The following is a 12347-nucleotide window of genomic DNA, read 5'->3' on the forward strand; positions in this document are numbered from 1 at the left end:
GTCAGGCGTCTTCCAGGATGCTGTCCGGCTGGATGTCGATCTTTGCGCCCGTCAGCTTGGCCGCGAGGCGGGCATTCTGGCCCTCCTTGCCGATCGCGAGCGACAGCTGGTAGTCGGGCACGAGCGCGCGGACGGCCTTCGTTCCGGCGTCCAGGATGAAGCTGGAGGTGACCTTCGCCGGCGACAGGGCGTTGGCGACGAACTTCGCCAGCTCGCCGTCGTAGTCGACGATGTCGATCTTCTCGCCGCCGAGCTCCTCGGTGACGGCGCGGACGCGGCGGCCGAGCTCGCCGATGCAGGCGCCCTTGGCGTTGATCGACGGGTCGTTGGCGCGGACGGCGATCTTCGTGCGGTGACCGGCCTCGCGGGCGAGGGACACGATCTCGACGAGGCCGGACGCGATCTCGGGGACCTCGAGGGCGAAGAGCTTGCGGACGAGGCCCGGGTGCGTGCGGGACACGGCGATCTGCGGGCCCTTGGTGCCCTTGGACACCGAGGTCACGTAGACGCGCACCCGCGAGCCGTGGGTGTACTCCTCCCCCGCCACCTGCTCCTCGGGGGGCAGGATCGCCTCGACGGTGCCGAGATCGACGTGGACCATGCGCGGGTTGGGGCCCTGCTGGATGACGCCGGCGACGATGTCGCCCTCCTTGCCGCGGAACTCGCCGAGGATCGCGTCGTCGGCGATGTCGCGGAGGCGCTGGCTGATGACCTGCTTCGCGGCGAACGCGGCGATGCGGCCGAAGTCGTCCGGGGTGCTCTCCTCCTCGCCGATGATCACGTCCTCCTCGTCGCGGAGGGGGATGAACACGGCGACGTGCCCGGTCTTGCGGTTGAGCTCGGCGCGGGCGCCTTCGGGGAGCTCGCCCGTGGGCGAGGTGTGCTTGGCGTAGGCCGTCAGGATGGCCTGCTCGATGATCCGCACGAGTTCGTCGAAGGGGATCTCCTTCTCCCGCTCGACGGTGCGCAGCAGTCCCAGATCGATGTCCACAGGTTTCTCCCTATTCAGCTCTCGCCGGGAACGTCACCGTCCCGGCATCCCCCCAACGTTACCGGATGCGGCTGTGCGCGGCATCGGGGACAGCCGCCGCCCGGACGCCCGCCCCGGGTTCTGCGGGGCGTTCGTCGGCGGGCCATACTGGGCTCATGACTGGCCGAACTGCGGACCCCGGACTCATCGGCCTTCTCGGCTTCGTCATCGCGACGCTGACGGCGCAGCTCGAGCACCTCGGGGTGCAGAACGAGAGCCCGGTGTTCTGGATCGGCGCCGTCTTCGGCGGCGTCGTCCAGGTGACGGCGGGGATGCTGGCCTACTTCCAGGGCGATGATTTCCATTTCCTGGTCTACAACGCCTTCGGCTGGTACTGGATCTGCATGCCCGGCTTCCTCCTCGGCGGCGAGCTCGGCTTCTTCGAGGTCGCCGGTCCCGCCCGCGGCGTGTTCTCGCTCATGTTCGCGATCCTCGCGCTCGGCTTCGCGTTCCCCGCCTCGATGCACAACTCCGTGCTCCCGGTGACGCTCCTCTGCGTGTCCGGCGGGCTCGGCCTGCAGGCGGCGGGCGCGTTCACCGGCGTCGAGCTGCTCGGCACGGTCGGGGCGGTGCTGCTGCTGGCGGCGTCGGCCCTGGCCGCCTACCTGCTGGCGGAGAAGTTCGTGTGGCGCACGATGCGGCGCCGCGTCGTGCCGCTCGGCCGGCCGTGGATCGCGGGCGATCCGGACCGCGAGTCCTAGGGGTGCCGGTGTCCGACGCCGCGAAGGACGCCGCGCGCGAGGCGACCACGAGCACCGTGTTCCGGGTGCTCGCCCGGTCGGGTTTCGCCGCCAACGGCGTGGTGCACATCCTCATCGGCGCGATCATCCTCGCCGTCGCGACCGGCACCCGCGCCGAGGCCGACCAAGTGGGCGCGTTCAAGGCGATCGCGACGGCGCCGCTCGGGTTCGTCGCGCTCTGGATGGTCGCGATCGCGCTGTGGGCGCTGGCGCTGTGGCACGTCGCGGAAGGCCTCCTGGCCCGGGGCGAGCGTCCCCGCAAGTGGGGCACCCGCGTCTCGGAGTGGGGTCAGGCGCTCGTGTTCGCGGGGCTGGGCGCCGTGGCCGCCGCCGTCGCGCTCGGGGCGCGCCCCAACGCGGAGGACACGGCGGAGGACGCCAGCCGCGGCGTGCTCGCGATCCCCGGCGGCGTGTTCCTTCTCGGCGCCGTGGGTGCGGGGTTCGCCGTCGCGGGCGTCGTCTTCGTCGTGATGGGCGTGCGGCGCACCTTCCGGAACAAGGTCACGATCCCCCACGCCGGCCCGGGGCGGAGTCTCGCGGGCCTCGGCGCGGTCGGCTTCGTCGCGAAGGGCGTCGCGCTCGGCATCATCGGCATCCTCCTGCTCGTCGCCGCGGTGAAGGTCGACCCTGTTGCTGCGGGAGGTCTCGACGGCGCCGTCGACGGCCTGCTCGAGTTCACCTTCGGCCGCGCCCTGGCGGCCGTCGTCGGGGTGGGCCTCATCGCGTACGGGGTCTTCTGCATCTTCCGGGCCCGCTACGCGCGCCTCTGACACGTGTCAACCCCCTGGCCGCGGCGGAGCACGGCGCGCAGGGTGGGGCCATGACCGAAGTGACCGGCAAGGAAGCCCTCGAGCGCGTGAAGACGCTCGTCGAGGACATCGATTTCACGATGCTGACGACGCAGGATGCGCAGAACCGGCTCGTCAGCCGGCCCATGAGCACCCGCGAGATGGACGACGCCGGCGACATCTGGTTCTTCACCGCGGAGGACACCCAGAAGGTCGACGACGTGCAGCGCGACCACGACGTGGGGCTGTCCTACTGCGACGCGAAGGGGATGCGGTACGTGTCCGTCGCCGGCCGGGCCTCCGTGGTCCACGACCGCGCGAAGATGGAGGAGCTCTGGACCCCGTCCCTGGACATCTGGTTCCCGCACGGCCTGGAGACCCCGGGCATCGCGCTGCTGAAGGTCACTCCTCTGGACACCGAGTTCTGGGAGCCCGCCCACGGCAAGCTCGTCATGGCGGCGGGGATGCTGAAGGCCCTCGTGACCCGGGACACCCCCGATGACACGATGAACCACGGCCGCATCGTCTGCTGACGTCACGCGGCGTGCGCCGGCTTCGCCGTCAGTTCGCGTGGGCCTGCCCCGACGGCGCGCTGTCCAGCTGGTTGACGGCCCGGATGAGCCGGTACAGCGACCCCACCTGGAACTGATCGTAGATCATCACCAGCCGCGGCAGGTCGACGCGGTCATCGTCCTCCCGCTCCGGCGTGAGCGGCCCGGACTTCTCGATCGCGCCGTCGATCAGCATCCCGCCGAACCGGGCGTTCAGATCCGCCACCTCGGCATCGGTGGGTTCGACGCGCAGCCGCAGCACGAGGCGCTTGCCGACCCAGCGCAGGGAGTCGTAGTTGCGCCAGAAGCCGGTGATCTCCTCGGCGGCGGCCGTGACGGAGTCGGCGAGTGTGACCCGGTCGAAGTCGTCGGGAGAGATGACACCGGCGGGCAGCAGCTGCTGTTCGACATAGTCGCGCAGTCCCTCCCAGAACCTGCCGCCGGGCGCATCGAGCAGCACGATCGGCATGGGCTCGGCCTTGCCGGTCTGCTGCAGCGTGAGCAGCTCGAACAGCTCGTCGAGCGTCCCGAAGCCGCCCGGCACGCAGACGAAGCCGTGCGACTCCTTCACGAGCATGAGCTTGCGCGTGAAGAAGTACTTCATGGCCACGTTGTTGGCGCCGGCGGCGACGACGGCGTTCGGCTTCTCCTCGAACGGCAGCCGGATCGACACGCCGAGCGATCGGTCGGCGCCGGCGCCCTCGGCGGCCGCCTGCATGATCCCCGGCCCCGCACCCGTGACGACCATCCAGCCGCGCTCGGCGAGCGCCGCCGCCACCTCCGACGCCTGACGGTACAGCTCGTCGTCGGGCTTCGTGCGCGCGGAGCCGAAGACCGTGACCTTCGGCACGTCGCGGTAGGGGGCGAACAGATGGAAGGCGGCGCGCATCTCGCTGAGCGCCGCGGAGGTGATCTTGAGGTCGAGCCGGTCGGGGTCGTCGAGCCCCAGGCCGACACCCGTGGCGAGGATGCGCGCGATGAGGTCGGCGTCGGCGGTGATGCCCGCTTCGGCGATGACGGCGCGCAGCGCCTCGGTCACCTGCGGCGGGATGGACGCGTGGGAACGGGGTGGAGCCATGCCTCCACCCTGTCACGGCCCGGTGAACGACGGGCCAACGACCTCACCCGGCGGTGAGGGCCGCCACGGCGTCCGCAGCGGCGACGGTCTCACGCTCACCGGTGCGACGGTCCCACAGCTCGACCTCGCCGTCGGCCGCGCCACGACCGACGATGACGATCCGCGGCACCCCGACGAGCTCCGCATCGCCGAACTTCACGCCGGGCGAGACCTTCGGACGGTCATCGAGAAGCACGTCGACTCCGGCGGCCTCCAGGTCGGCGGCGAGCTTCTCGGCCAGCTCGAACGCGACCGCATCCCGGCCCGTCGCGACGACGTGCACGTCGAACGGCGCGATGGAGGCGGGCCACACGAGCCCCTTGTCGTCGTTGTTGAGTTCGGCGAGCGCCGCGAGGATGCGGGTGACGCCGATGCCGTACGAGCCCATCGTGACCGTGACGAGCTTGCCGTTCTCGTCGAGGACCTTGAGCCCCAGCTTCTCCGCGAAGAAGCGACCGAGCTGGAACACGTGCCCGATCTCCATCCCCCGCGCGAGCTCGACCGGGCCGGAGCCGTCCGGTGCCGGGTCGCCGGGTCGCACGTTGGCGACCTCCACGAAGCCGTCGGCCGTGAAGTCGCGGCCCGCGACGAGGGTGTGGACGTGCTTCTGGTCGACGTTGGCGCCGGTGATCCAGCTCGACCCGTCGACGACCCGCGGGTCGAGGAAGAAGCGGATGCCGGTCGCGGACTCCTCGCCGAGCACGGGGCCGAGCTCGGACCAGGGGCCGATGTAGCCCTTCACGAGCAGCGGGTGCTTCGCGAAGTCGGCTTCCGTGGCCGGTTCGACCGCGGCGGGCGCGAAGGCGACCTCGACGCGCTTGTCGTCGACCTCGCGGTCGCCGGGGATGCCGACGACGACGAGTTCGCGGGTGCCGTCGAGGTGGGTGAGCGCGAGGACGACGTTCTTCAGCGTGTCCGCCGCGGTGTACTCCCCCTCGAGGACGGCGTTGCTGTGGGCGACGAGGGTGTCGATCGTGGGGGTGTCCGGCGAGTCGAAGACGACCGGGGCGGGGAGCCCGTCGAACGCGATCGGCTCGGGGGCCACCGTCGTGAACGCCTCGACGTTCGCCGCGTAACCGCCGGCGGAGCGCACGAACGTGTCCTCGCCGACAGGGGTGGGGTGCAGGAACTCCTCGCTGCGCGCGCCGCCCATGAGGCCGTTGTCGGCGTTGACGATGACGTACTCCATGCCGAGGCGCTGGAAGATGCGCTCGTACGCGTCGCGCTGCAGCTGGTAGGACGCGTCGAGTCCGGCATCCGTGTAGTCGAAGGAGTACGCGTCCTTCATGGTGAACTCGCGGCCGCGCAGGAGGCCGGCGCGCGGGCGGGCCTCGTCGCGGTACTTGTCCTGGATCTGGTAGATCGTCAGCGGCAGGTCCTTGTACGACGAGTACAGGTCCTTCACGAGGAGGGTGAACATCTCCTCGTGGGTGGGCGCCAGCAGGTAGTCCGCGTCCTTGCGGTCCTTCAGCCGGAAGATGCCGTCCCCGTACGCCTCCCAGCGCCCGGAGAGCTCGTACGGCTCACGGGGCAGCAGCGCCGGGAAATGCACCTCGTAGGCGCCCGCCCGCGTCATCTCCTCGCGGACGATGCCCTCGATCTTCGCCTTGACGCGCAGGCCCAGCGGGAGCCACGTGAAGATGCCGGGTGCGGCGCGGCGAATGTAGCCGGCGCGCACCAGGAGGCGGTGGCTTGTGACCTCGGCGTCGGCCGGGTCTTCGCGGAGCGTGCGGAGGAAGTAGTGCGAGAGACGGGTGACCACGAGGGTCAAGCTTAGTCGCGCGGGTTCGAGCGGCCCGCGCGGTCCGGCGGGCTGTCCCGGGCGAGCGCGCCTACACTGGCGCCGTGCCCGTCCGACGCTCCCGCATCGTCCCGACCGAGGCCCGCGGCGCGCTCGCGGCGTCGTTGGAGGCGCTGCGCCGCTCCCTCGATCTCCCCGCGTCGTTCCCGCCCGAGGCGCAGGCGGAGGCCGAGCGGGCCGCCGCCGCCGTGCCGGTCGACCCGGCGGCCGCCGGCCTCGCCGATCTCCGGCACATCGAGTTCCTGACGATCGACCCGGCCGGCTCCACCGACCTCGATCAGGCGGTGCATCTGGAGCGGACCGCGACCGGCGCGATCCTGCACTACGCCATCGCGGACGTGCCGGCGTACGTGGCGCCCGGCGGCGCGCTCGACGGCGAGGCCCGCCGCCGGGCGCAGACGATCTACGCCCCCGACGGCCGGATCCCCCTGCATCCGCCGGTGCTGAGCGAGCACGCCGCCTCCCTCCTGCCCGAGCAGGACCGCCGCGCGTACGTCTGGCGGTTCGTGCTCGACGACGGCGCACGTCCGGTTCAGACGACGCTCACCCGGGCGGTGGTCCGGTCCCGCGCGCAGTGGGCGTATGCCGAGGCGCAGGAGGCCATCGACCTCGGCACCGCTCCCCTCACACTCCTCGCGATGCCGTGGTTCGGCGCCGAGCGCGACGCGCGGGAGAGCGAGCGCGGCGGGGCGAGTCTGAACCTCCCGGAGACCCGGGTCGTCGCGGAGGGCGACGGCTACCGTCTGGAGAGCCGCGACGGTGTGCCCCTGGAGGAATGGAACGCGCACGTGTCGCTCCTGACCGGGATGGCCGCTGCAGAGATCATGCTGGCCGGCGGCGTCGGCATCCTGCGCACGATGCCGCAGGCCGACCCCGACGACGTCGCCGAGTTCCGCGCCCAGACGATCGCCCTCGGCCTCCCCTGGCGCTTCGACATCCCGTACGGGACGTACTTGAGTGATCTGCCCCACACACCCGCCGGACGGGCCGTGCGCGAGTATGCCGGTGGCCTGTTCCGCGGCGCGGGGTACGTCGCCTTCGACGGCGACCCGCCCGACGACCCCCGCCAGGCCGCGATCGGAGCGCCCTACGCGCACACGACCGCGCCGCTGCGCCGTCTCGTCGACCGCTGGTCGCTCGTGATCTGCGACGCCCTCGCGAACGGCCGTCCGGTGCCGGACTGGGCGCGCCAGAGCCTGCCCGAGGTGCCCGCCCTGATGGCGGCCGGCTCGCAGCGCGCCGGACGGATGGATGCCGGGGCGATCGACCGCGTGGAGGCCGCCGTGCTGCGCGGCCGGGAGGGTGAGGTCTTCGACGGCGTCGTGCTGAGCGTCCGCGGCGACGGCGCCCGTGTGCAGCTTCGCCGCCCGCCCGTCGAGGCGAAGGTCGCGGGCCTCGGCGACGTCGTGCCCGGCGCGGAGGTGCGGCTGCGTCTCGACGCGGCCTCGATCGCCGACGGCACCGCGCTCTTCAGCGAGGCGGCGTCGTGACCACGGTGCTGCTGACCGGGTTCCAACCGTTCGGCGGCGACGCCGCCAACCCGTCGGGCGAGGCCGTGCAGCTCGTGGCATCCGGGTGGGACGGGCCGGCCACGCTCATCGCGGCGGTCCTCCCGGTCACGTTCGCGGGCGCCGCGGCACGCCTCCGGGAACTCATCGCGGAGCATCGACCCGACGTCGTCCTCGCGACCGGGCTGGCCGGCGGACGCGCCGCGATCGGCGTCGAGCGGATCGCCGTGAACCTCATCGACGCCCGCATCCCCGACAACGCCGGCGCGCAGCCCGTCGATGAGCCCAGCATCCCCGGCGCCCCGCCGGCGGCCTTCGCGACACTGCCGGTCAAGTCCGTCGCCGCCGCGATCCGGGATGCCGGCATCCCCGCCGAGGTGTCGCACACGGCCGGCACGTTCGTGTGCAACCACGCCTTCTTCACGGCGCTGTCGGCCGTCGCCCCCGGCACACGAGCGGGCTTCGTCCACGTCCCGTGGGCCGTCGGCCAGGCGCCGGGCGACGAGCCCGAGCTGCCGCTGGGCGACATCGCCCGCGCGCTGCGGGTCGCGCTCGACGTGACGCTTGCCGGCGCTCCGGAGACGCGCTCCCCCGCGGGCACGCTGCACTGATCCCCGCCCGCGCCGCCGATCCCCGCGTCGCGCCGGGAGGATTCGACGCCTCGGGAGGTCGCATGGAGCCCAGGCATCCTCCTGAAAGGTCATCCCCTCCCGAAGCGCACACCGTCGCGGGTTACACGCTCTGCGCGACCAGCGCAAGGGGTGACGGATGGCGCCTCGGTGTAGCAGGTTGGAAGCATGCTGCCCCTCAATCCCCCCGGCGACGCCGGTACCGCGAGCGGAAAGATGATCGTATGACGGATGTCACCGAGCCCGCCCCCTACACGGCCTCCATTCCGATCCTCACGCAGGAGCCGTTCCCGGACACCCCGGGCAGCCCCGAGCCGGAGTGGTTCAAGACCGCCGTCTTCTACGAGGTCCTGGTGCGCTCGTTCAAGGACTCCGACGGCGACGGGATGGGCGACATCCGCGGGCTCATCGAGAAGCTGGACTACCTGCAGTGGCTGGGCGTGGACTGCCTGTGGCTTCCGCCCTTCTTCCCCTCGCCGCTGCGCGACGGCGGCTACGACGTGGCCGACTACACCGGCATCCAGCCGGGTCTCGGCACGATCGAGGACTTCCAGGAGTTCCTGGACGCCGCGCACGAGCGCGGCATCAAGGTGATCGTCGACTTCGTCATGAACCACACGAGCGACGAGCACCCGTGGTTCCAGGCGAGCCGCAGCGACCCGGGCGGGCCGTTCGGCGACTTCTACGTCTGGAGCGACACCGACCAGCTGTACGAGGATGCCCGCGTCATCTTCGTCGACACCGAGCCGAGCAACTGGACGTGGGACCCCGTACGCCAGCAGTACTTCTGGCACCGGTTCTTCTCGCACCAGCCCGACCTGAACTTCGACAACCCCGCGGTCCACGAGGCGATGATCGACGCGATGCGCTTCTGGCTGGACATGGGGCTCGACGGGTTCCGCCTGGATGCGGTCCCGTATCTCTACGAGCGGCCGGGCACGAACGGCGAGAACCTGCCGGAGACCCACGAGTTCCTGCGGAAGGTGCGCCGCTTCGTGGACCGCGACTACCCGGGCCGGGTGCTGCTGGCCGAGGCCAACCAGTGGCCGGCCGACGTCGTCGACTACTTCGGGAACCCGGATGTCGGCGGCGACGAGTGCCACATGTGCTTCCACTTCCCCGTCATGCCGCGCATCTTCATGGCGGTGCGCCGCGAGTCGCGGTATCCCATCAGCGAGATCCTCGCGCAGACGCCGCCGATCCCGGCCGGATGCCAGTGGGGCATCTTCCTCCGCAACCACGACGAGCTGACCCTCGAGATGGTCACCCACGAGGACCGCGACTACATGTGGAACGAGTACGCCCAGGATCCGCGGATGAAGGCGAACATCGGCATCCGGCGGCGCCTCGCCCCTCTGCTGGACAACGACATCGACCGGATCGAGCTGTTCACCGCGCTGCTGCTGTCCCTTCCCGGTTCCCCCGTTCTCTACTACGGCGACGAGATCGGGATGGGCGACAACATCTGGCTCGGCGACCGCGACGGCGTCCGCACCCCCATGCAGTGGACGTCGGACCGGAATGCGGGCTTCTCGACCGCGAACCCCGGCAAGCTGACGCTGCCCGTCGTGCAGGATCCCGTGCACGGCTACCTGGCGGTCAACGTCGAGGCGCAGCAGGAGGACCGTTCGTCGCTGCTGCACTGGACCCGGCAGATGATCCTCGCCCGCAAGCGCCACCCCGCGTTCGGGCTCGGCGGATTCAACGATCTCGGCGGCTCGAACCCGTCCGTGCTGTCGTACTCGCGAGAGCACACGAACGACGACGGCACCGTGGACGTCATCCTGTGCGTCAACAACCTGTCCCAGTTCCCGCAGCCGGTGGAGCTGGATCTGCGACGCTTCGAGGGGATGGTCCCGGTCGAGCTCGTCGGCGGCGTGCCGTTCCCGCGGATCGGCGAGCTGCCGTACCTGCTGACCCTGGGAGGACATGGGTTCTTCTGGTTCCAGCTGCATGGGCCGGCCGAAGAGTCGGAGGAGGTGGGGCTGCTGTGAGCCAGCTCGATCACGCCGTTCTGGCGGACTATCTCGGTCGGACGCGCTGGTTCGCCGGCAAGGGCCGGCCATTCCAGGTCACGGACGCACGCGTGGTCGCGGACCTCCCGGCGACAGACCGCGGCCCGGCCGTCACCGTGATCCTCGCGACGGTCGACTACGCCGACGAGGAAGGCGGCCGCGAGCGGTACCAGGTGCCGCTCGCCGGCTACGCCGACATCGAGGAGCGGATCGGCCACGCGTACGTCGGCGCGACGGAGATCGACGGGCATGTCCGGCACTTGTACGACGCCGTGCACGACCACGACGCGATGGCGCTCTGGCTGGCAGGCTTCGTCGCCGCCGAGCCGGACGGGACGGCGGAGATCGGCGGACTGCGGTTCCGCCGGGTGCCGGGCGGCGACCGGCTCGACCCCGACCTGCGGGCATCGACCATGACCGGCGAGCAGTCCAACTCCTCCGTGCGCTTCGACGACACCGCCATCATGAAGGTGTTCCGCAAGGTGAGCGCGGGCGTGAACCCCGACATCGAGATCCACGAAGAGCTGACGCGGGGCGGGTCGGAGCACATCGCCCCCCTGTACGGATGGGTCGAGATCGAGCTCGACGGTGAGGTGCTGCACCTGGCGATGCTGCAGCTGTTCCTCCGCACCGCCACGGACGGCTTCGACCTCGCGATGGGGAGCGTCCGCACGCTGCTGGCCGATCCCGATCCGGACATCGTCGGCTCCGGCGGCGACTTCGCGGGCGAGGCGGCGCGCCTCGGCGAAGCGCTCGCGGGCGTCCACGCCATGCTCCGCGAGCGGTTCCCCGCGCATCGGCGCGGCGCCGAGGCGACCGCCGAGCTCGCCCGCGCCATGACGGATCGCCTGGACCGCGCACTGCGGACGGTGCCCGAACTCGAGCCGCACGCGGAGCGGCTGCGGGCCGCGTACGCCGCCGTCGCCGCGCTCGACGGGCTGGACGTGCAGCGGATCCACGGCGACCTGCACCTCGGCCAGACGCTGCGCACCTCCCACGGGTGGCGGATCGTGGACTTCGAGGGCGAACCGGGCCGCCCCTTCGACGAGCGGGCCCTCCCGGACTCGCCGTGGCGCGACGTGGCGGGCATGCTGCGCTCGTTCGACTACGCACCCGGCGTCGTGGAGATGTCGGGCTCCGGCGCGGATGCCGAGGAGAACGCCCTCCGGGCGGACCGCGCCCACGAGTGGTCGCAGCGCGCGCGCCGTCACTTCGTCGACGCGTACGTGGCGGCATCGTTCCCGACGCATCCGCACGACGAGGCCGACGAGCCCGACGAGGCCGACCAGGGTTCTCCCGCCGCGGACGCTCTCGCCCGCGAGCGCCGTGTCCTGCTGGATGCATACGTGGCCGACAAGTCCGTGTACGAAGTCGTCTACGAGAAGCGCAATCGTCCCGCCTGGACGGCGATCCCCCTCGGCGCGGTCGCCGCGATCGGCGCCGTCTGACCAGTCACGGAGGAACAAGGGCGACGCTGGGCAACATCACCTTCTACGCCGACGATCCGCGCCGGCTCTCGCACTTCTGGGCGGACGTGTTCGGCTGTCCGCGATCAGCAGTGGGGAGCGTGGCCGGAGCTGTACTTCCAGATGCGGGATCCCGAGGGCAACGAGTTCTGCCTGCCGTGACCCGGGGGTCTCACCGTGCCGCCCCCGTGACGCGGGCCAGCGGCCCGATGCCTTCGCGGCGCTCGAATACGAGGTGGGTCTCGGTCGTGCTCACCATCTCGTGCACCGTGATGTGCTGCAGGACGATGTCCCGCAGCGCCGCCGCGTCCTCGACCGCGACGTGGACGAGGAAGTCATCCGCTCCGGCGACGTGGAACACCTCGATGACGCCGGGGGTGCGCACGAGAGCGTCGAACAGACCGCCCACGCCGTCACTCGTGTGCCGGCCCAGCCGCACCCGGATCACGCCCTGGAGGGGAAGACCGAGAGCGGCCGCGTCGAGCACGACGCGCACACCGGCGATCACGCCGCGCGACCGGAGAGCGCGGACCCGGTAGGCGCACGTCGACTCGGCGACGCCGAGATCCTCGGCGAGCGCCTTGTTCGACCGGCCGGGCTGCCGCACGAGCACCGCGAGAAGCCGGAGGTCGAGATCGTCGAGCCCGGTGCTCGATTGCGGATCGGCCAAGACAGCCACCCCTTCCGACATCCCGATTGCTG

General features: G+C 71.3%; 11 protein-coding genes. 7 read left to right on the forward strand and 4 right to left on the reverse strand.

The genetic code is table 11. The annotated features are described in order from the left end of the window. Position 1: 1 nt before the first annotated feature. On the reverse strand, positions 2–991 hold the full coding sequence (gene nusA, locus MSA03_RS08850) for a transcription termination factor NusA (protein ID WP_147050549.1): 990 nt from the start codon (positions 989–991) through the stop codon (positions 2–4). A gap of 155 nt (positions 992–1146) precedes the next feature. Here nusA and MSA03_RS08855 point away from each other — a divergent pair, with 155 nt between their 5' ends. The 3 genes from MSA03_RS08855 to MSA03_RS08865 are packed head-to-tail and all read left to right on the forward strand — an operon-like array spanning position 1147 to position 3091. Continuing rightward, positions 1147–1731 carry an acetate uptake transporter family protein gene (locus MSA03_RS08855; RefSeq protein WP_051526210.1) on the forward strand — a complete coding sequence of 195 codons (585 nt, stop codon included), beginning with the start codon at positions 1147–1149 and terminating at the stop codon, positions 1729–1731. A gap of 8 nt (positions 1732–1739) precedes the next feature. Further along, positions 1740–2540, forward strand: a complete 801-nt coding sequence (locus tag MSA03_RS08860) for a DUF1206 domain-containing protein (RefSeq protein WP_147050550.1) — start codon at positions 1740–1742, stop codon at positions 2538–2540. 50 nt (positions 2541–2590) lie between these two features. Next, positions 2591–3091 (forward strand): pyridoxamine 5'-phosphate oxidase family protein, encoded by a 501-nt coding sequence (locus tag MSA03_RS08865; protein WP_147050552.1) that lies wholly within the window; start codon positions 2591–2593, stop codon positions 3089–3091. A 28-nt stretch (positions 3092–3119) separates the two neighbouring features. Here the strand turns inward: MSA03_RS08865 and MSA03_RS08870 are convergent, their stop codons facing one another. Together MSA03_RS08870 and MSA03_RS08875 are read right to left on the reverse strand one after the other, a co-directional pair. Beyond that, on the reverse strand, positions 3120–4187 hold the full coding sequence (locus MSA03_RS08870; RefSeq protein WP_028496069.1) for an LOG family protein: 1068 nt from the start codon (positions 4185–4187) through the stop codon (positions 3120–3122). Between the two features lie 43 nt (positions 4188–4230). Next, the gene (locus MSA03_RS08875) at positions 4231–5988 is read right to left on the reverse strand and encodes a proline--tRNA ligase (protein WP_147050554.1); all 1758 of its coding nucleotides are present in this window, start codon (positions 5986–5988) and stop codon (positions 4231–4233) included. 83 nt (positions 5989–6071) lie between these two features. Between MSA03_RS08875 and MSA03_RS08880 the strand changes: the two genes are divergently transcribed. The 4 genes from MSA03_RS08880 (at position 6072) to MSA03_RS08895 (ending at position 11627) form a co-directional block, all read left to right on the forward strand. Further along, positions 6072–7517 (forward strand): RNB domain-containing ribonuclease, encoded by a 1446-nt coding sequence (locus MSA03_RS08880; RefSeq protein ID WP_147050556.1) that lies wholly within the window; start codon positions 6072–6074, stop codon positions 7515–7517. Beyond that, a complete protein-coding gene (gene pcp, locus MSA03_RS08885) occupies positions 7514–8146 on the forward strand; it encodes a pyroglutamyl-peptidase I (RefSeq protein WP_174799865.1) in 633 nt (210 codons plus the stop codon). The genes MSA03_RS08880 and pcp overlap by 4 nt, the downstream gene beginning before the upstream one ends. A 242-nt stretch (positions 8147–8388) precedes the next feature. Then, a complete protein-coding gene (gene treS / locus MSA03_RS08890; protein WP_147050558.1) occupies positions 8389–10158 on the forward strand; it encodes a maltose alpha-D-glucosyltransferase in 1770 nt (589 codons plus the stop codon). Further along, positions 10155–11627 (forward strand): maltokinase N-terminal cap-like domain-containing protein, encoded by a 1473-nt coding sequence (locus MSA03_RS08895; protein WP_147050560.1) that lies wholly within the window; start codon positions 10155–10157, stop codon positions 11625–11627. The genes treS and MSA03_RS08895 overlap by 4 nt, the downstream gene beginning before the upstream one ends. Before the next feature lie 190 nt (positions 11628–11817). On the opposite strand, the gene MSA03_RS08900 is transcribed toward MSA03_RS08895, so the two are convergent. Beyond that, complete coding sequence (locus MSA03_RS08900; protein WP_147050562.1) at positions 11818–12315, reverse strand: Lrp/AsnC family transcriptional regulator; 498 nt, start codon at positions 12313–12315, stop codon at positions 11818–11820. Positions 12316–12347 lie beyond the last annotated feature (32 nt).

Origin of the sequence: Microbacterium saccharophilum (genome assembly GCF_007992455.1) — a bacterium.
In the GTDB taxonomy this organism is placed as follows: domain Bacteria; phylum Actinomycetota; class Actinomycetes; order Actinomycetales; family Microbacteriaceae; genus Microbacterium; species Microbacterium saccharophilum.